General features: G+C 43.1%; 15 protein-coding genes. 4 read left to right on the top strand and 11 right to left on the bottom strand.

The features are described from left to right. Positions 1-189 precede the first annotated feature (189 nt). The 9 genes from BLQ87_RS31355 to BLQ87_RS31315 all read right to left on the bottom strand — a co-directional run bounded on the left by BLQ87_RS31355 (position 190) and on the right by BLQ87_RS31315 (position 13,863). On the bottom strand, positions 190-1,800 hold the full coding sequence (locus tag BLQ87_RS31355) for a SusD/RagB family nutrient-binding outer membrane lipoprotein (RefSeq protein ID WP_074612855.1): 1,611 nt from the start codon (positions 1,798-1,800) through the stop codon (positions 190-192). A 43-nt stretch (positions 1,801-1,843) separates the two neighbouring features. After that, positions 1,844-5,194: a SusC/RagA family TonB-linked outer membrane protein gene (locus BLQ87_RS31350; protein WP_083362159.1), complete on the bottom strand. Its 3,351-nt coding sequence runs from the start codon at positions 5,192-5,194 to the stop codon at positions 1,844-1,846. A 133-nt stretch (positions 5,195-5,327) separates the two neighbouring features. Next, a complete protein-coding gene (locus BLQ87_RS31345; protein WP_143010612.1) occupies positions 5,328-6,314 on the bottom strand; it encodes a FecR family protein in 987 nt (328 codons plus the stop codon). A gap of 182 nt (positions 6,315-6,496) precedes the next feature. Beyond that, positions 6,497-7,072, bottom strand: a complete 576-nt coding sequence (locus tag BLQ87_RS31340; RefSeq protein ID WP_074612853.1) for an RNA polymerase sigma factor — start codon at positions 7,070-7,072, stop codon at positions 6,497-6,499. A gap of 129 nt (positions 7,073-7,201) precedes the next feature. Further along, positions 7,202-8,290 carry an efflux RND transporter periplasmic adaptor subunit gene (locus tag BLQ87_RS31335; protein WP_074612852.1) on the bottom strand — a complete coding sequence of 363 codons (1,089 nt, stop codon included), beginning with the start codon at positions 8,288-8,290 and terminating at the stop codon, positions 7,202-7,204. Between the two features lie 16 nt (positions 8,291-8,306). Next, positions 8,307-11,483, bottom strand: coding sequence for an efflux RND transporter permease subunit (locus tag BLQ87_RS31330; protein ID WP_074612851.1), 3,177 nt, complete (start codon positions 11,481-11,483; stop codon positions 8,307-8,309). A 6-nt stretch (positions 11,484-11,489) separates the two neighbouring features. Next, positions 11,490-12,878, bottom strand: a complete 1,389-nt coding sequence (locus BLQ87_RS31325; RefSeq protein WP_083362157.1) for a TolC family protein — start codon at positions 12,876-12,878, stop codon at positions 11,490-11,492. Between the two features lie 97 nt (positions 12,879-12,975). Next, the gene (locus BLQ87_RS31320; RefSeq protein WP_074612849.1) at positions 12,976-13,371 is read right to left on the bottom strand and encodes a hypothetical protein; all 396 of its coding nucleotides are present in this window, start codon (positions 13,369-13,371) and stop codon (positions 12,976-12,978) included. Between the two features lie 39 nt (positions 13,372-13,410). Then, a complete protein-coding gene (locus BLQ87_RS31315) occupies positions 13,411-13,863 on the bottom strand; it encodes a DsrE family protein (protein ID WP_074612848.1) in 453 nt (150 codons plus the stop codon). A gap of 115 nt (positions 13,864-13,978) precedes the next feature. On the opposite strand from BLQ87_RS31315, the gene BLQ87_RS31310 reads away from it, so the two are divergent. Both BLQ87_RS31310 and BLQ87_RS31305 read left to right on the top strand, forming a co-directional pair. Further along, positions 13,979-14,566 (top strand): NADPH-dependent FMN reductase, encoded by a 588-nt coding sequence (locus tag BLQ87_RS31310; protein ID WP_074612914.1) that lies wholly within the window; start codon positions 13,979-13,981, stop codon positions 14,564-14,566. A gap of 100 nt (positions 14,567-14,666) precedes the next feature. Beyond that, positions 14,667-15,566, top strand: a complete 900-nt coding sequence (locus BLQ87_RS31305; protein WP_143010611.1) for a hypothetical protein — start codon at positions 14,667-14,669, stop codon at positions 15,564-15,566. Between the two features lie 46 nt (positions 15,567-15,612). Here BLQ87_RS31305 and BLQ87_RS31300 read toward each other — a convergent pair whose 3' ends face one another. Further along, positions 15,613-16,137: a DinB family protein gene (locus BLQ87_RS31300; protein WP_074612846.1), complete on the bottom strand. Its 525-nt coding sequence runs from the start codon at positions 16,135-16,137 to the stop codon at positions 15,613-15,615. A 93-nt stretch (positions 16,138-16,230) separates the two neighbouring features. Continuing rightward, positions 16,231-18,597 (bottom strand): TonB-dependent receptor, encoded by a 2,367-nt coding sequence (locus BLQ87_RS31295; RefSeq protein ID WP_074612845.1) that lies wholly within the window; start codon positions 18,595-18,597, stop codon positions 16,231-16,233. Between the two features lie 209 nt (positions 18,598-18,806). Here BLQ87_RS31295 and BLQ87_RS31290 point away from each other — a divergent pair, with 209 nt between their 5' ends. Next, a complete protein-coding gene (locus BLQ87_RS31290; protein WP_216857893.1) occupies positions 18,807-19,892 on the top strand; it encodes a sensor histidine kinase in 1,086 nt (361 codons plus the stop codon). A 12-nt stretch (positions 19,893-19,904) separates the two neighbouring features. After that, entirely contained in the window at positions 19,905-20,612 is a 708-nt protein-coding gene (locus tag BLQ87_RS31285; RefSeq protein WP_074612912.1) for a LytR/AlgR family response regulator transcription factor, read from the top strand. Positions 20,613-20,638 lie beyond the last annotated feature (26 nt).

The following is a 20,638-nucleotide window of genomic DNA, read 5'->3' as shown; positions in this document are numbered from 1 at the left end:
GCCTCGTCCTCAAATTGTAATCTTAATTCAATAATTTAAAATTGTATGTTTTGACATTGAATTTATTTTTACATTTGTCCCTGAGAGCGTTAATTTAAACGGGGGTAAGTCGGAGGATTTACTCCCGTTTTCCTTTTAAACAAAAAATCCCCGCCGAAGCAGGGATTTAAAATGGAGCGCGTATTGATATTAGTTTTTATCCCACCAAACTCTGGAGGTCAATAAATCTCCGCCAGGAACACTGGCCACAGCCTTATTATAATTTTCTGTATTTGTTCCTGCTTCCGTTACCGGGTAAGGGAAACGACGTGGAATAGTCCCATTGGTTGAGTTACCCGGGTAAACTACCGGAACTAACACTGGAAAACCTGTTCTTCTCCAGTTGGCCCATGATTCATAAAAATCAAGTTTTGTATTGTTATGCGCCCAAAGTTGGGTATTGATCATATTTAATCCATCTGCAGAGTTATAGGGATGTGCATCCGCATAAGCCGTTGCTGCAGCTACTGAGATCGTTGCAGCGGCATCATATTGAGAAAGATAGGTCATGGCCGCAATTACACCAGCCCTGTAGTGCTGGGATGCACTTCCGGCGATGCCAAAACGTTGCGCTGCATCTGCCAATAACAATTCTGTTTCCGCATAGGTCAGGATAAATGTTGGCCCGTTGCCTTTAATCAATGCAGGACTTGGGGAAGAATAATCGGTATATGTGGTAAATGAAGGATCCAGTCTGACTCCCTGGCCTGCAATCAGACTTTGATCTTTACCATTAGGCATTCCTTTCTGCACTGCAGGGTCTGCATTGGCACCCGGATTCTGAGTCTTGCTTTCATCATTCACATACAGGTTAGTTACCGCAATGACACCTAAACGGGGATCATTGTTCGTTTTAAGGAAATTGATGAAGGTACTGGACCATCTGGTGTAAAAGTTCTCTTTTCCACCGCCACCTTGTAAAATCTGGCTGTTCCTGTTTAGCGTAGTTCTTCCACCGTTGTTATCACCCTGGATAAAGGCATTGTCGTCATTGCTGAGCATGGTTTTACCAATCACCTTTTGCACATAGCTTTGTGCTGTTGCGGGATCAACCTTACTCAGACGCATGGCTAATCTCAACACTAAACTATTTGCAAAGCGCTTCCACTTCGCGATATCACCATTAAAGATGGCATCTCCTGTAGAAATATCGCCTTTCGCATCCAATAAGTCAGACGCTGCAGTCACCTCTTTAAGCATATCTATATAGATGTCCTGTTGTTTATCATAAACCGGGAAATAGATTTTTTCAAGGAAGCCCAATCCAGCCTGAGAATAGGGAACGTCACCATATAAATCAGTAATGCGCTGAAAAATCAAGGCTTTCATGATTCTGGAAATCTGATGCAGGTTTTTATACTGTGGCTTGTCCTTAGTGAAAGCAACCAGGTCAACAACCAGTCTTACCTGTTCAGGGTAAGCTCCGATTCCGCTATTGATATTGCTTGCTGCGAAACCCCAGTAAGCTGCGGTATAGCCAGAATTCAGGATGTATTTATCTCCTGCCCAATAGTTAATGACCGATGAAATCCCCTGCATCATGGTACCGCAATAGATTAGGTTCGCGCGCCAGGTGTCATAGCTCAGATCTGAACTGCCGGTATAGCCCAACTGGGCGCCGGTTAATAAAAAATTAGGATTAAAATTCGTTGGATTATAGCTGGAAGGATCAGTATTGATCTCTTCGTAATGTTTTCTGCAGCCCGTTGCAACCACCAAACAGATGACCAACATGGTACCGTATTTATATATGTTTTTCATTTAAGTCTTATTGAATTGAAAGTTTATACTATTAACCTTGTTTTTAGAACTTTACACTTAGGTTTAATCCGTAAGTTCTGCTAGCCGGAACACCACCTAATTCTAATCCTTTAGCATTATTGCTATAATCAGATTCAGGATCAATGTTGTCTGTTTTTTTACTGATATAAAACAGGTTACGGCCAACAAAACTAAGCGTAGCTCCTTTAATCACATTGTTAAACACTTTTCCGGGAATGGTATAGCCAAGCATGATCTGACGGAACTTGATAAAGTCTGAGCTTTGTACGAAAAGGGAGGATACATTGCTGGCGAGTGTAGTATAATAGGTTTTCGCGTCTTTTCCCAGTTCTTCGCGTTTTCCATCAAGGGTGCCTTTATGCAAGCCTAAAGTATAGGCATAGGAATCAGTAGCAGAGAAGATCTTACCGCCAAACTTACCATCAATCATGAAAGAGAAATTAAACCCTTTATAAGAGAACTCATTGTTCCATCCTGCCACATATTTGGCATAGGCCGTTCCATAAGACTTCAATAAACCACGCAATGGAATACCATTGCTTCCAACCTGAATATTTCCAGCGGCATCATATGCATAATCAAAGGCCATGATTTGTCCGAATGGCTGACCTACAATCTGCTGCGTAAAGGCATCTCCGGTGCGGGAAGTTGCACCAGGCATTGAATTTTGGCCCGGAGCCAGGGCAATTACTTTATTCTCATTGATGGAACCATTCACAGAAGTGGTCCAGCTAAAATCCTTCGTTTTCACAGGGATACCGGAAATTAAGGCTTCCACACCCCTGTTTCTCAGTTCTCCAATGTTCAGGATCGCCCCTCCGTAACCGGAAGCAATGGAAGCCGGAGCCTGTACGATTTCGTTTTTAGACTTTTTGTTGTACCAGGTGAAATCAATGTTCAAACGGCTGTCCAGCATGCGGATTTCAGTTCCAATCTCAAACTCCGAAGCGAGAGAAGACACCAAAGTTTCGCTTGGCACAAAAGGATTAGAGATCACCCCCAACTGTTTGTTATTGAATGAAGCGTTATTAAAACCATAACCCAACTGAGTTTGATAAGGGTCTGTTGCCTGTCCTACCTGAGCAAAACCTGCACGGAGTTTACCGAAGCTCAACCAGTCTTTTTGCAACAACTCTGAGAATACAAATGAACCGTTTACTGAAGGATAAAGTGAATTCAGTGCATTGTTTTTACCTGGTGTTGCCAGTGTAGAGAACCAGTCGTTACGAAGGGAGCCACTCACATAAAGGAACGTTTTATAGCTCAGGTCTAAAGTACCATATACTGAAGCTACTTCGCTTTCACTAGGTCTGAAAATTGGGCTAAGCTGAACTTTCGCATTGGTAATCACATATTTAAAAGGAATGGAAAAGTCATTTCCGGCAAGGGTGAAAGTCTCTGATTTTGTTTTTCTGAAACTTCCCCCAATATTTGGAGTGATGGTAAAGTCATTCGCTTTAAAACTCTTTCCAAAGAGTACATCCGTATTGATGTCGGAGAATTGAGTAGTCGCTTCTGACATAGAGCCCGCAGGGCGATAGGCTGTTCCGGTTGGTACGACAGAAGTATAACGGTCAGAATAAGCATCCCGTCCGGCACGTCCCTGAATAAAAGCACCATTGTCAAAGCTGTAGCGCAAGCTGATAGAAGAGATCAGGCGCTCTCTTTTTGTATTATTGATAAACTTGTTTGCTGCAAACCATGGATTTGTAGCGAAAGTATTGGAGCTATATCCAAACTCAGAACCATCGGCCTTAACCGCCTTTTTTAAAGTCAGGACATCTAAACTGGTAGGCAGCAAAGTCACATTGTAGCTTGAATTACCAGCCCCGTCACTTACAAATGGTCTGTTTTTAACCTGCTCCAGGATGTAATTTGCCCTGGCATCGATGGTCAGGTTTTTACTGATATTGTAATTTCCGTTCAGGTTAAAAGACTGTCTGTTTAATCCGGATCCGGGAGTGATGGCCTTATTGCTCAGGTCACTTGCAGAAAAACGGATAGAACCACCATCAAAACTTTTATTTAAAGCCAGCGTATTTGTGGCTGTTGTTCCTATCCTGAAGAAATTTTTAAAGTTATTTCTTTGTGCAGCATAAGGACGTGCAACACCATCAAACTGAATGACACTACTGCCATCTAATTTTGCTCCAAAGTTGTTCTGACCAGAATCGTAGGCCGTTTTTTCATCATCGGGTTTCACACCGTTTGCTCCGCTTCCATATACATATTGCCAGTCTGTCTGGTCAATTGCAGTTTCCATCACGAAGTTAGAATTGAACTCAATCGCATTCCCTTTTCCACTTTTGGTGGTAATTAAGATTACCCCCGCTTTACCACGTGAACCGTACAATGCAGAAGCAGCAGCCCCTTTTAGTACAGAAATCGTTTCGATATCATCAGGGTTAAGGTTTCCGATTGCGTCTCCAAGATCCGGCGCATTGTCGTATTGATTTCCCGGAAGGCTATTTCCTTTATTTTCCATTGGAATCCCGTTCACGACATATAGTGGCTGGTTGGTTTGAGAAATACTCGATACCCCACGGATGATCACATTCGACGAAGCTCCTACCCCACCGGCGATAGAATTCACATTCAGACCAGCAACCTTACCTACAAGGGAATTGATGATGTTTGTTTCTCTGGCCTGAGTCAGGGCTTCACCCTTTACCTCAGTCACAGAATATCCCAGTGCTTTTCTTTCTTTTTTGATACCTAAGGCGGTAACTACCACCTCACTCAACAGTTTTGAATCTTCATCTAAAAGAATGTTCAAAGCTCCAGGGCTGCTAATGGTCACTTGTTTGGTAATATAGCCGAGATAGCTAACCACCAATACATCGCCAACATTTGCCTCGATGGAAAATTGTCCGTTGGTATTGGTACTTACCCCCACCTGTGTTCCTTTCAACAAGATACTTACCCCGATCAAAGGTTGTCCCGTTGCATCTCTCACCACACCGTTGATTTTGATCCGGTTGCTGTCCCCTTCGGAAGACAGGCTAAGGTTCGGCATACCCGCCGCATTTTGTGCGACACCAATGTAATTGCCAACCATTCTGAATTCCAGTGCGGTTTTTTCGCGAAGTGTTTTTAAGACTTCCGAAAGCTGCTCGTTTTTAACGTTAAGGGTAAGACTAGGCATGCGGCCCAGGACCTGTTCATCATAAACAAAGGTCACATTTGCCTGTTGCTCTATTTTTTTAAAGACTTGTTTCACACTTGCTTTGACCAATTTGAAGCTCATTTCCTGAGCCTTGGTGTGTTTGGCCATGAGTAGTGTGGAACAACACACTTGTATGCCAATAATAATTGTAGAAATGCGCATGCATTTTCGGAATATAGGCAATGCTTTGCCGTAAAAATTCATCATATTTGTTTTGGTTTAATTTTTTAAACTGAAGCCTACTGTCTATGGGTCTCAAGCATGTATACAGTGGCTATTCTTATTCCGGGGGCAGGTTCTGTTCCCGGTTTTTTCTTTCTTAGCTGCTAAGAAGGAAGGTCTATTTAATGATTATGCTGTTGTCATCGGCCATATGGTATTTAAAATGTTTGGTAAAGCTTAGGGCATCCATTGTCACCGCCAGATTCTGATCATTAAGGGTAATCGAAATTCTTTCATCCAGCAATGCAGGGTTTTGGGTGTTGATTTTTAGGTGGTGTTTTTTCTCCAGGACAGAGAATACGTTTCTTAAAGTTTCCTGCTCAAAGACAAGCTTACTGTTACACCAGGCGTTTACGGCAATTTCAGGAGCAACGGCTTTAATCAGGTGATTTTTAATATTGGTCAGCACGACCTGTTCTTTAGGCAGCAACATCACAGCAGGTTTTTTAACCGCGTCTTTCATCGTGATTCCTACTTTTCCGGTCACCACGCTTACTTTTGTGCTGCCTTCTTTCTTGTAAGCCCTTACATCAAATGAAGTTCCCAGAACAACCACATTCAGGCTATTGGTTTTTACAATAAAAGGATGCTTGTCTTTATGCTTCACTTCGAAAAATGCACGGCCCTCGATCAGCTCTACCGTCCGGTTTTTCTCATCAAATTTTTTAGGGTATTTAAATACAGAACCTGCGTTGAGCCAGACTTTTGAACTATCCGGTAGCATGATCTCTATAATCTTGTTGCCAGGAACATTGACCAGTTTTTTTTCTGCAGCGCCGAAACGGGAGCTGCCGGCCTGCCATCCCCAAAAGACCAGGGTCAATACCGCGGCAGCGGCAGTAATTTTTAGGATCAGCTTTTTCATTGAAATGCTGCGGACCGGATTTTCTCCTTCTTCTTCCGTTTTAAGGAAACCTTTGTTTTTCAGGTTATCAAAGATCCGCGCCCTGACCTGATCTTCAGTTTCCGGCTTTTTGGTTTGAACATTTTCTACCCAGCCCTCCTCATTGGTATCGTACCATTGGTTCAGCAGCGCTTTTTCTTCCTCACTGGCGGTTCCATCGAGGTATTTTTGTGCCAGTCTTTTGAGCTCGTTCCTATCCATCTGATTTTTAATGACCCTGTTTTCTCTTATAGAGTCATGTGGAAACAAAACACCCTTAGTCCGAAACAAAAGTTTTTTATTTTAATTTCCCTCCTTGTTTTCAGGTTAGGTCATTATAGGAAACGACAGGCTTTTTAGCGGAACAATTCAATTGGAGTAACTATCGGAACAGATTAAAGAAATTATTTGATGGTATACAGCACCATGAGTAAGTTTAGTACGTCTCCAACATTAGCGCGAATGATGCGCAATGCTTTGGTCAGGTGCGCTTCGGCTGTTTTCTGAGTAATGTTCAGCTGTGCGGCCACCTCGGCAAGTGATTGGTCCTGCAATTTATTATATTGAAATACCAGGCGGCATTTTTCAGGGAGCTTATTAGACAGCTCGGTGATCATTTCCAACAGGATTTTATGGTCTATCTCAATCTCTGATGTGGCATTGGCCGTTAAAAGGCCAACAATATTTTCCTGTTGCCTGGAGCGTTTCTCCTTAGAGAGGTAGCGGAATACCGCATAACGGGTCATCGCAGCAAGGTAAGATGGGATACACTGAATGTGGAGGGTTGCTCTCTTTTTCCAGAGCACAAGGAACACTTCCTGAACAATTCCTTCGGCAGCATCAGGATCTTTTAAGAGCTTATGGGCGATGTAATATAACTTATCCCAATACTGGTTGTAGATCTCTGTAAAAGCTAATTCGTCGCCCTGCCTAAGGAGCAAGATGAGTTCATCGTCCGGAGTTAAATGATTAGCGTTCACAAATTTGGTTAGAAAGTTTAAAACGAAGCTAACATAAAAATAACAAAAAGTGTAATTTAAAATCTTATAAATAAAATCGCGGGAATGATTCTCAAAAGAATGAGCTATTCCCGCGATGTTTTTATTGCTTTATAATTTTTGTCCGTCTTTCCACTCCTCAGTGCCTTTTTGCAGTACCTGATCAGCGATGGTCAAATCTGCAAATACTTCCATGAGTTCCCCTTTACGGATGCCCACAACAACGGGAACCCTCTTTAGGACCTGTCCTTCCAGCTTAATGATGAAGACGCCTGATTGCGCCTGGACGATACTCGTTGCCGGCAACCAAAATGTTGCTTCCTGCCGGCGCATCTCCAGTTTTACCTGCGCGTATGCTCCACCTCCTAAAACCAGGTCTTTATTCATCACATCAAATTCTGCCGTGACCGACCTCAGTTTCTGCTGTAAAAACCCGCCGTTTCTGGAAAGGAGGGCATGGAATATTTTCCCTGGCATAGCGCTGACCGTAAACGAAGCCTTCGTGTTTTTTGAGATCGACTGACTGTGTTTCTCTGGGATGGCCACCGTTAGTCTAAGCTTATCGTGCTGTACAATCGCAAATAATGGGGTCGTATTGTTCTCTCCCACCAACGCGCCTACGGAAACATTTTTATCCATTACTGTTCCATCAAAAGGAGCCCTGATGCTCAGATACTGCTGCAACTGTGCGGACACCAGCGTATTCGATTTCACTGCAGCATAAGCCGCACTGTCGCTTTTCAGTTTGCTCAATGCCTTGTCCAGCTCTATTGCCGCCACAGCCCCTGTCTTCATTGCCGCCTTTTTAAGCCTTTCATAAGATTGCTGACTGTAACGGAAATCTTCATAAAATTTCCGTTCGCCGGACTTTGCAGACACATAACGCTGTGCCACTTCGGGGGCTTCCAGTAAAGCCAGCAGTTGCCCTTTTTTCACTTTACTTCCCCTGTCTACAAAGATTTTTTTCACGAATCCTTTGACCTTAGGGTAAATTGTCACCTCTTCATAAGGCCTTAACTCTCCCGGCAGGGAAAGCTGATATACGGGATGTTCCAGTACCGGCTTCACAAATTGTGGTTTTGGAAGCTCGGTTTTTGCTGACATCTGCTGTCCGGCTTTGGGTTGCTCTGAAGAACATGCCGCTACTGCCAGAGAAATAAATAGCAGAAAGGCATATTTTTCGATGTGTATTGTTTTCATTCGTCTCATTTTCGGATTATATATGGGGAGTTAATACATTTTTATTCATTGGATCATCAGGATCAAGGCTAAGGCTGTCTCTTGTTTTGTTCTTCATGATCAGTACAAAGAGTTGAGGTAAAACAAGAAGTGCCGTCAGGGTTGATAAGATCAGTCCGCCGATTACCGCTTGTCCCAATGGGGCGATCTGTTCGCCACCTTCGCCCATTCCTATTGCCATCGGAACCATTCCTGCAATCATGGCCATGGTGGTCATCATGATGGGGCGTAAACGCGAAGCAGCAGCCAGAAGGGCCGCCTGTTTTGCAGGCAATCCATGCTTAAGGCGATTCATTTCCGCCTGATTGATCATTAACACGGCATTGGAAACAGATACACCTACCGACATGATAATGCCCATATAAGATTGCAGGTTCAAGGTACTTCCGGAAATCAGCAGCATCAGCAGGCTCCCTCCGATCACCGCAGGAACGACCGAAAGGATCAGGCCCGATAAGGCAAAAGACTGATAATAGGCGGTCAGCATCAGGAAAATCACCACTATCGCGACTGCCAATCCGGTTTGTAATCCGGAAAGGGTTTCTTCAAGCAATTGCATTAATCCTTCTGAAGAAACCACCAGCCCTCTGGGTGGTTCACCTACCTCCTTCAGGACTTTTTGTACCGCCGTTGAAGCGGCACCCAGATCCGACTGATGAACATTGGCCAATACGGTTACATAGCGGTTTGGCCCCTGGCGGTTCACCTGGGCGGGTAATTTTACCATCTGAAGGGTAGCAACATCTTCGAGAACCGGTCTTGATTGTCCCGATTTCAAAGGCAATGAACGTAATTTATCCAGCGATTGCATGTCTGGTTCAGGAACCTGTACCTGCACCTGAAACACAAGGCCTGACTTCGGGTCTATCCAAAGGTTTTTATTCGTAAAACGGGTAGATGAGGTCGCCATCGTCAGTGCTTTACTGACATCGTCCATAGTCAGTCCAAACTGGGCCGCCTGCTCCCTGTTTACATTGATCTGTACACTTGGATAATTGACAGGTTCTGCGATCCGCACATCACGAAGAAAGGGAACTTTTTTTAAGCCAGCTTCGATCTTCAAGGCAAACTGCTCCGCGCCCTTCAGTTGTCCTGCGGCTACTTTAATCTGTACAGGGTTCATTGCTCCCTGACTCATGATTTTCTCCACCAACTCCATCGGTTCAAAGCTGATCTTTAGTTCAGGCATCTGTTTACCGACTTCTTTACGAATCTGTTCTTTAAGACCGGAAATTGATTTATCGAATTTTTTCTGATCTATGGACAGCTGCAAAACGGCTTCATGAGAAGCACTCGTAAAGAGGAAAATCGGATTGATGGCGGTAGCCGAAGGTTGCAGGCCGACAAATGCAGAGCTGATTTTGACCGAGCCTTCGGGCATTTGCGCCGTAATGATTCGCGTTAACCGTTCAAGGTAAGCTTCTGTTTTTTCCAGTCTGCTTCCCTCGGGCGCCAACATACGGATCTGAATATCGCCACTATTACTCGTCGGAAGAATATCTGTTCCAATCGTTAATCCAGCGGCAAGAACCATCATCAGCACCAACAAAGCATAAAGCCCTGTTACGTCTCCTGTTTTTTGCTGACCTGCACGAATCAGGATCAGGTAACGTCGCTTGAATTTCTCAAACCGCGTCAGTTTCTTTCTATGCAGACTGATCTTATGGTGCTGGAAAAGCTCCGGTTTCATCAGCCAGTTGGCGAGAATAGGGACAAAGGTTTGTGAAGCGATAAAGGAAGCGATCATGGCAAAAGCCACTGCCAGTGATAATGGCATAAACATATCTCTGGGGATACCCGTCATCATAAAAGAAGGGATCAACACCGCCAGGATACAGAAAAGAATCAGAATTTTAGGGATAGAAATCTCCAGTAAGGCATCCAGAATGGCCCTTTGTTTCGGCTTTTCCATTTCAAAATGCTGGTGAATATTTTCTATCGTTACTGTGGCTTCATCGACGAGAATACCGATGGCCAGCGCCAGCCCGCTGAGGGTCATGACATTGATGGTTTGACCAAACATATACAGCATGATCACTGCCGAAAGTATCGCAATGGGAATCGTGAGCACCACAATCAAGGCTCCCCGGGAATCTCCGAGAAAAAGGAACACCATCAGTCCTGTTAAGATCGCCCCAAGCAGGCCTTCATGAATCAGGTTTTCCAATGAGCGTTCTATATATCCGCTTTGATCAAATACATATTTTACATTTACATCTTCCGGCAATGCAGCCTTCAGCTTTGGAATCGAAGCTTTCAGGTTTTCTACCACTTTTAGCGTCGAAGCATCTGCTTTTTTAATCACCGGAAGGTAAACCGAGCGCTTGCCATTGATAATGGCATATCCGGTCGTTACATCGGCTGCATCCTCCACACTGGCAATATCTTTTACAAAGATATTCGTCCCTGAACCGGTCCTGATGGGAATATCCAGGAACTCTTCCGGGCCATTGGCCATGGAGTTAACCGGACTCATCAGGTTCTGATCGCCAATCCGGATGTTTCCTGCCGGAGCGGGGAAGTTGTTTTTAGCAATGGCAGTCGTCACTTCTTCCGCGGATAAACCATAAGAAAGCATGAGTTCCGGGTTCACCTTTACCACCATTGTCCGTACATTCCCTCCAAAAGGGGCCGGTGCGGTTACTCCGGGAATGGTCACAAACATGGGCCTGATTTTGGTCAGCGCAAGGGTTTGTAATTCTGTAATCGATCTTTCCGAACTTTCAAACACCAGCTGTCCGATGGGAAGAGAACTCCCATCAAAACGGACCACCTGTGGCGGTACTGCACCCGGAGGCAGGAAGCCCATCGCACGGGACACCTGTGCCGAGAGCTCTCCTGAGGCCTGTGCCATATCGGTTCCGGGATAAAAAGTAAGCTTCATCAGGGTGAATCCCTGAACACTTTTAAAATCTATGCCCTTTACCCCGCTCACAAAAATGAGTACTTTTTGAAATTCATTGGCCATAAAGCCATCCATATAAGCCGGTGTCAATCCCCCGTAAGGCATGGCAATATAGATGACCGGCAGCTCGACCTTTGGAAAGATATCTACATTGATATTTCTAATGGCTGTAAAAGAAAAATAGGCAATCGCCAGGATGGCGACCATTATTGTTAAAGGTTTTTTTAATGCAAACCTGATCATATTCATAATGTCTTATTTTAAATGGTTGAACAGATAGCTGTAATCACCGGAAAGCTCCGCCCTGGTATTCAGCCGGCTCCAAAGCTCCTGGCAGACTTCAATATTGCTTTTCTCGACCTGCTGTAACAGCGCCTGAATCTGAAGGAGGTCTGTCAGATTGATGAGTCCGGCTTCATATCTCGACAAGTACAAATCATAGGCATTTAAGGTTTTCTTCAGTGCGTCTTTCGTTTTCGCCACCTGTTTTACCTGTGCACTGATCCGGGAAGAGATGGCCTGCAAAGCAGTATTCATCTGAAGTTCCTGCAGCTGGTATTGAGATGCGGCAGCATCGACCTGTTTCCGGGCGCGCTTTTTTTCCAAAGAACCGATATACAGGCCAGTCAGGTTCCAGCTAAGCCCCAGTCCGATGAGGTAATTATGAGCGCTGTTGTCAAAGCCGGAAGCAAAATTCTGATGCACCCTCCCATCCCTGTTAATTCCCGTTCCCCGGGCGGAAAGCCCCGCCAGCAAGGATATGGATGGCATTTGTTTCCTTGCCAAAACCTTTTTCTGGCTCTGCTGATATTTAAACCGCTTATCCAGCACCTGCAGAAAAGGGTGACTTGTGGACACCGTGTCCGGACTTTGATCTGGCAGTCCGATGTTCCGATAAACTTCCAGCGGAAGCCTCAGTTCTCCGTTCAGTTCGGGTACAAATTCCTTCAGGTTAACCTGGCCTGCGGCATATTTACCCTGCCACTCCTCTTGCTGTGCCATGGCCTGGAGGTAAGTAGCAGCCGCAAGTGCCGTATCTGCACCTGGTTTTAAACCCGCTTCGGCCAGGCTTGAGGAAAGGTCAAGGATTTCCTTTACCCGCAATACATTTTTATCCGCCCAGCTTAAACCCGACTGGCTATAGAGCAGATTCAGGTAAGTTCTCGTCATTTTAGCACGGAGCGACAGACGGGCAGCCTCATAATTACTTTGTGCTTCCTGGATTTCATAACCCGCAGCTTCCATCATCTTTTGTTGTTTGCCGAACTGGGAAACTTTCCAATCGAGCAAGACCGAACCAAAAGTATTCATTGTGCTGCCTGGCACACCTGGCTTCTCCGCCACATTGCCATTTACATTAAATACTCCTGGAATTGGAAAGAATGCGCCATTTGTACCTGCAAAAGTGCCAAAGGAGTTTTGCAGTTGCAGCTGAACCTGTGGAAGGGCCACAGTGCTCAACTCTTTCTTCCGGTATTCAAATTCTTCGATCCTTGCCTGCTTTTCAGTCAGCATAGGATAGTTGTTGCCCATCAATTCCCATAAATAGGAAAGTGAGCCTTCTTTAGGTCCCTGAGAATACGCGCCAACACTGTACAGCATGAGCAACATACCCGTCAGATAAAGAGGGAACTTCTTCATCATCAAAAATTAAAATTGTAGAAATACGTGATTAGCATGAGGTTCTTTGAGAACGACATGAGCAGGTAAACAGCGGCGCTGTTTAATTATTGAAGAGATGCTATATCAGTAAAAGCCTGTTTTTGATAAACAGGGGAACCGCAGTGGCGGAAAGGTCCGGATTTGAGGGTACCGCCAGGTATTTGTCTTTTTTAAAGAAAAATACGGACAGCAGGAAATCCGGTAAAAGGAAAAACAGAACCAGGGCTGTTGGCAACTTCCGGGTCACATCCTGTTTAAAAAGAAGGTTTCCATCTGCGGAATTCAGCGAAGCAGTACAAATCTTACTGGCTTTGACGCTGGTGGCAGCAACAGGGCTGACTTCCGCAAAAAAAGATTGAATTCCTTTTCTAACAGAACATGCAGAAAGTACAAAGCAGCCCATCAATACAAATAGCAGCAGCGGTTTTAGCCGGCTGGCATTTTCATTTCGCATGGGATTTGAGATTTTATACATGTCTTGCAAACATAGCTTTTTTAAACGGACCCAAAAACTTTAAGGATGAACAACGGCCCAGCCTTGTTGCTGACGGATGATAATTTCTCCATTTCCGCTGGGAACGAAACTGATGAAATCGAACAATTCTGATTTTTCGATTTTCCTTTCTTTTAGCGTGTTTTCACATTGGGCCAGGATCACGCCCTTCGACTGTAACAATTTTAAAGCAGGTTCATAACTGCTGTTCTTATGGTATACCGCAACCCCGTCACCAAAGACAATCAGTTCCAATTCCAGTTTGCCTTTAAGGCGGGGATCTTCCAATGCATTTTTGATGTTTCGTAAAGTTCCATTGATCTTTTTCTCCTCTCCGCTATTGAGCACATATAGCGCTTTATAGTGTTTCATCGTTGCTTTGGCACCCGTAAAAACGGATTTATCCTGTGCCATTGCAGGTTTCAGAAAAGCAGAAAAAAGGAAGATGCAGAGGATAAAAGTTAAGTGTTTCATAAGTTCATCTTAATTTAAATTAGGGATCAGCCCGCAATATATGTTTTTTAACAAAGTGCATCAAAATCAAAAAAGAAAGAGATTATCTTTGAATATTCCTACGGTTAATCAACAGATGAGAACAGATAAAATAAAAATCCTTGCCATTTCCGGAAGTACCAGAAAAAGTTCTTCAAATATTAACCTGATTAAGGCCATTGCTTTATTGGCTTCGGAATCCTTTTCGATCAGCATTTTCGAGGGCCTTACGGAATTGCCTCATTTTAATCCGGATCTGGACTATGGGCAAGTGACAGAGGATGAAAATGTGGCCGCCTTCAGAAAGCAGCTCAGGGATGCTGATGCGGTTTTAATCTGTACCCCCGAATATGCAGTTGGTGTTCCCGGCACCTTAAAAAATGCCATCGACTGGACCGTTTCTACGATGGAATTCTCTAAAAAACCGGTGGCTTTGATTACCGCATCAACCGCGGGAACCAGGGCGCATCAATCTTTATTGGGCACCTTGTTGATTATTGAATCCAAAATCAGTTCAGCTACACAACTCCTGATTTCTGCAATCCAAACGAAGTTGAATTCAGATCTTCAGATTACAGATGAGGAGACGCTGGACAAGGTTAACCAACTGATCCGGTCTTTAACGGAAATTGTAAACGGAGAACTTCCGGAATCCGGACTTTTGCCTGCGCCGCTTTTAAACTAACCAGGCAAGCTTCTCTCCCAACAGCGGGTCTATACCAGACTCAGAATCGAAGATATTTAATCAGCACCGGAGACATAACAGGTGTGAAAAACAAAGATCTTTGAATAACTTTGAGACGACCATGACTCATAAATCAACAATTAAGCTATTTCTACTCCTATTCATCTTTAGTTCCTGCAGCAACAAAGAGAAAGACAAGCATCCGGAAATTAAAAACTTTCCTGAATTTAACAGTACCTCGAAAAACATTCATCTGGAACAGCTTGGTACTGATGAGGAAGATATCTGTCGGGTATATCCTTCAAAAGATCAGAAAAGGCTCGTTGTGATCAGCAGACTAATCAGAGAAGATACGCTTAAAATGTACCGTTTACAGGTTTATGATACCACGCTAAACGTCCTGAAAAAGATCGATGCTCCTGAACTGGACGGCTTATTCGGAACCGATGACCTGGAAAACATTTATGCAGCTAAAGGTTATTTTGAACACGGTTCTTATCAATACCGGCCAATACTGCAAATGAAAGTCACTGACCGGCCTACCAGATCAGGACACTCCTTCGAAATCGATGGAAAAACCTTGTTTGAAATGCCGCAAAGAGGGGACACTTTACTCAGTTTTCAACGCAAAGATTATAACGGGCTCTTTTATTACATGAAGCAGGCGGGGAAAGTTTACCAGATCCTTTTCAAGAACTGTGCATATTGCGAAAGCAAATTCAACGCCGATTGGTCCATTTCGGAATATCGGGCGGCAGACAACGGGACAAACCAGATCATCAGGCCTTATGACGGACTTCCAAAGGGATGGTTCCAGGACCATTCGATCTACTATTATCGAATAGAATTCGCCGGAGCAGCAATCAATTTTAAAATCAGCTATACGGATGAAAGTCAGGCTAGTCTGCTAAAAAAGGTAGATTTTGCAGGAAAGACCTTTCTTTTTCATAAAGAAACAGGACAGCAAAACCGGAAATTGTATTTCTTCAAAAAAGGATAAAGCCCGGGTATTGTTCATCAGATCTTCGGGCTTTATCCTCCTTATTTTAATCACGCAACCAAAAATACGGTGGTTCGATTCCCAATGACCTCAGATAGACCGTTGCCTGAGCACGGTGGTGAATTTCATTGTCTATCCAATACAAGATGAAAGAATAGATTGGTCCTTCATATTCACCATAGGCAAGATCGATTTCATGAAAACGAGGCAAAGGGATTTTAGACCAGTTGACCTCGATATCTGCTGTTAGTTCATCCCATAACTGAAGTATTTCGCCTTTCGTTGCAGGTTTTGAACCATTTGTATGATGGGGCAATGCGCCGACTTTATCCCATTCTCCGGTCAATACCCCTTTCATTCCTGACGATGCCAATCCGATCATTTCCAGCACCATTTCTGAGAAAGGGCGCATCCCGCCAATGCTGTAATTAAAGAACTCTTTTTCCGGAAAAGCTTCAATCGCTCTTCGGGTAAGCCGGCGGTGTCCCTGCCAGTGAACCAGCAGTTCTTCCGTGGCAATGACAAAGGGTGAGGCATAAATTTTCTGTACGTCTGCAATATGATTTTCCATGTTTTAAGGTTTTATAGGGTCTTTGTATCTATTTACAACACAAAGAAAACAGGGACCACTGACAACCCTATGGCAGTCTATTTTAATAAAAAATTATTCATCAGGTAAACGGTCTTTATCCTCTTTTTTCCTGTTAAACCTATAAACCACCGTTGCCGAAACCAATCGGCCAAACCTCCTGGATTCAGATTCAAAATGATAAGTATCTGTATTGGTAATCCGTTTATCGACCATCGAATCAAAGACATTAATTACCCCAAGGGTAAATGACATCTTATCCTTAAAAAAGTCTTTGCTCGCCGCGATGTCTACCCGGTATTGCGCTTTATTGATGGACTGTATGTCCTGCTTTTTACCGGTATAGTTTAAACTTGATTCTATAGAGAGATTTTTGGGGAATTTCATCTTAGAACCAATTCTCGTAAACCAGGTCTGATCTTCAGCGCTGTAGTTTTTTCCATCATATGCCCCCTGCTGCTTATACTTATAATAGTTAAAATCCCAGGATAAACGCCACCATCCAAATGGATTGTAAGTACTGGAAAGTTCTAAACCATACCGGTCTTCAAAATCAAGGTTGACCGGTGTACTCACAAAATAGCCATCAGGTGTTTGCTCAATCACATACTGGAAATAGTTGGTCGTATGCTTATAGTAAATGGAAGGATTAATGTTCAGTTTCCCCAATCTTTTAATCAGGGAGAATTCAAATGAATTGGTATAGGTGGGATCCAGGTCCGGGTTTCCAACCGTCAGGTTTCGGGTATCAGACAATCCGGAGAAAGGGTTTAACTGCCAGAACTGAGGCCTGTTGATCCTTCGGCTATAACTTAGCTGAAATTCCGCACTTTCGGGGAGTTTATAAGTCAGATGAACTGTTGGAAAAAGGTTCAGGTAATTCTTGTCGTTATTGAAAGTTCCTGCCCTATCTGAAATTCCGATCTGAGATAATTCAGCCCTCAGTCCAAGGAGGTAACTAAATTTATCGATCTTATTGCCATACTGCATGTAAGCGCTATACAGGTTTTCATCATACTTCAGCTTATTGTTATATTTTTCCAGTAGTACCTCATCTGCTTTCGCCAGGTAATCGCTCCTGATCGCTCGAAGGTCTGTCCTGATTCCCGCTTCAAAGCGGGAATCTTTAGAAAAAGCGGTAACGAAATCACTTTGGATATAAATGTCGTCGCTACTTTCAATATTCCGGGAACTGAGTCTGGAGATCATTTTGGGAAACGGAAAATTCTTTTGCTGTGTGATGTTCTGATTTTCATCGTCATTCCAAAAATCATACTGCAGGTTAGTGGTCCACTTCTGGTCTTTATTGTCAAAAGTTTTTACATAATTCAATTCCAGCTGATTGTACTTTTGTGGCTCCCTGTAATTTTCAAATCGATTGATCGCACTGTCAAGCGTATTGTTGCTGTTGTCATACCGATAACCATAATTGGTGGTATCTCTGTTGAATAACGTACTGTGGTAGAAACTGCCGGTCACGGTATTTTTTGGGTTGATGTAATAATCCCCGCCAACGTAAATATTGTAAGTATCGTCATTCCTTTTCTGCCTGTTCTGCTGACGTAAGATGTTTGTCAGCCCATTTTTCGTAGTCGTTTGAAAGCGTTTCTCAGCTGCATAAAAATCTCTGGACCGGCCACCTACATTGGAAAAAAGATTAAATTTTTCTGTTTTATAGCTCAGGTTTAGATTGCCATGATAGTTGACCGGGTCTCCAAGTCCGGCCTGAACAGATCCGTTCAATCCGCCCTGTGTATTTTTCTTCAATACGATGTTGATGATCCCTCCTCCGCCTTGCGCCTCATACCTTGCAGAAGGATTCGTGATCACTTCCACTTTTTCTATGTTGCTGGCAGGGATCTGCTCCAAACCGTTATTGGCAGTGAGCATCGATGGTTTTCCGTTAATTAATACCCGGACGCTTCCATTCCCTCTTAAACTGACACCACCATTGGCATCTACACTTACAGAGGGTACATTATTTAAAATGTCATTTGCTGAACCTCCTTTGGAGATCAGGTCTTTTCCCACATTAAAAACTTTCTTGTCGAGGTTTAGCTCTACCGTAGATTTCTCTCCGACAACATCTACCGATTTCAACAATTTAACATCCTCCTGCAGCAGAATGCTGCCCAGATTTGTGTCTTCTTTGAGTGGTTTATTTTCCAGTAAAACCGATTTATAGGAAATGAATTCTATTTTCAGGTGATACTGTCCCGGCGCAATGGCCAGGGAAAATCCCCCCTTTTTATCCGTTACTACGCTTTTCAGGATTTTATTTCCAGTAAGAGACAACAAGGTTATTCCTGCATATTCTAATGGCTGTTGTGTGGTATTGTCCAACACTTTTCCTCTGACATTTACTTCCGGAGCCTGTTGTGCGAAACTTTGTAAGCTGCAAAACATCAGAAAGATCAGGATTAACTTTTCGACATTATTCATCGTTTAATTGGGTTTAGTTTTCCGAAAATGATCAAAGACAAGACACCAAAAAGAGCATAACGCTACACAGCATACAAAGGAGGATAGATAAGTTAAAGACAACGACAAAGCGATTCCATAGGCCAATTCCATATTTCCATCTGCATTTCAGGCACATTCGTCGACAAAAGGACCTGATTTCTCCTGCGAATTCTATATTTGATAGGAATATGTCATTGTTTGAGAAAATTGTACACTACAGCACGGTATATAGAATACCTAGCCATATCCTTTTCTGGGTGATGGTTTTTTTGTTGTCGATTAGCAAGCCGGAAGGACATACCTCTGTATCTGAAGAATTAAGAACGGAATTGATTACAGAAGGATTTGCTCTTTTGTTATCCATGATTCCTACTTACTTCGTCGCTTACCTCGTCATTCCAAAACTATTGAATGTAAAGAATTACTATTTTGTGATCTTCTATTTCCTGATCGGCAGTTACCTGATCTGTGCATTTTCAAGAACAGTAGTTATTTATGTCGTAGAACCTCTGGTAAGAACTCCACCTTTTGGCCAGGAATCCTTTCTGGAAATACTAACAGATATTCCCAAGCTTGCAGGTTCTTATTTTCTTCATGATTTTTCCACAGCATGGGTTTTTACTTTTCTAAAATTACTCAAGGATCAATACCTGGTTCAAAAGCGTGCACTTCAGCTGGAAAAAGAAAAGGCAGAAGCAGAGCTGAAAATTTTAAAAATCCAGCTGAACCCTCATTTTCTTTTCAATACCCTAAATAACATTTACTCCTTATCCCTCATGAATTCACCAGTGACCTCAAAGTCTATTGCTGGTTTATCTGAAATTCTGGATCATGTACTTTATCGTTGCGATGGCACCTATGTACCTTTATCGGCTGAGATTACCCTTTTAAAGAATTACATTGAACTGGAAAAGCTAAGATATGATGACCGTCTGCAGGTAAATTTCCAGCAAACGATAGATGAAAATGCGGAAATCGCTCCGCTGATTTTACTATCCTTAGTAGAGAATGCTTTTAAATACGGCGCCGGAGAAGACATTGGAAATCCGGTGATCAACATTCACCTGAAGCTTCAGAACCACCATTTTGAATTTATGGTCTCTAATTCTTTTATGCCCAGGGAGCACAAAAATAAAAACGAGCAAATCGGATTAAACAACATCAGGAAACAGCTGGATTTAATTTATCCTGAAAATTATGAGTTGAATTTATCACAACATGAAGAGACTTTTGTAGCTTTATTAACCATTAACCTGCAGCATCCCGTAGCGTAAAACATGAATCCCATGAAAGTAAAGTGTCTCCTGGTAGATGATGAACCGCTGGCCATTCAACTGATCCAAAAACACATTGATCAACTCGATTCCTTTGAGGTGGTTGGTACCTGCGGGAATGCCATTAAAGCGCTCGAAGTGCTAAGATCAACACAGGTGGACTTGTTGTTTCTGGATATTAAAATGCCCCAGATTTCAGGAATAGACTTTTTAAAGACTTTAAAAAACCCTCCGGCAGTAATTATTACTACAGCTTATCGGGAATTCGCTATAGAAGGCTATGACCTGGACCTCATCGACTATCTGTTAAAGCCGATTACCTTTGATCGTTTTTTCAAAGCCATTGAACGGTATTTAAGGTTAAATAACCAAAGCAGTCCGACCTTGCTTCCCCCCACAGATCAACAGTTTATGTACCTTAAATCGGGAGGTAAGTTTCACAAATTAAATATTGACGAGGTCTTATATATCGAAAGTCTGAAAGACTATGTAGTTGCCCATTGTGTTGGCAACAAGGTAACGGCTAAATATAAAATCAGCGATCTGGAGGCAGAATTACAAGGCAAAGGTTTTCTGCGCATCCACCGTTCTTACCTGATCAATCTGAAAAAGGTAACTGCTTTTACCACCTATGATATCGAAATCGGAAACACCGAAATTCCCATCGGGGCAAGCTATAAAGAATATGTGTTTAAAGCCTTACAGCGTCCGGTGCATTAATTAAATTTGATTTTTTTTCCATAACT

The sequence above is a fragment of the Pedobacter steynii genome, assembly GCF_900103665.1.
In the GTDB taxonomy this organism is placed as follows: Bacteria; Bacteroidota; Bacteroidia; order Sphingobacteriales; family Sphingobacteriaceae; genus Pedobacter; species Pedobacter steynii.
This window is presented reverse-complemented; position numbering and strand designations above follow the sequence as displayed.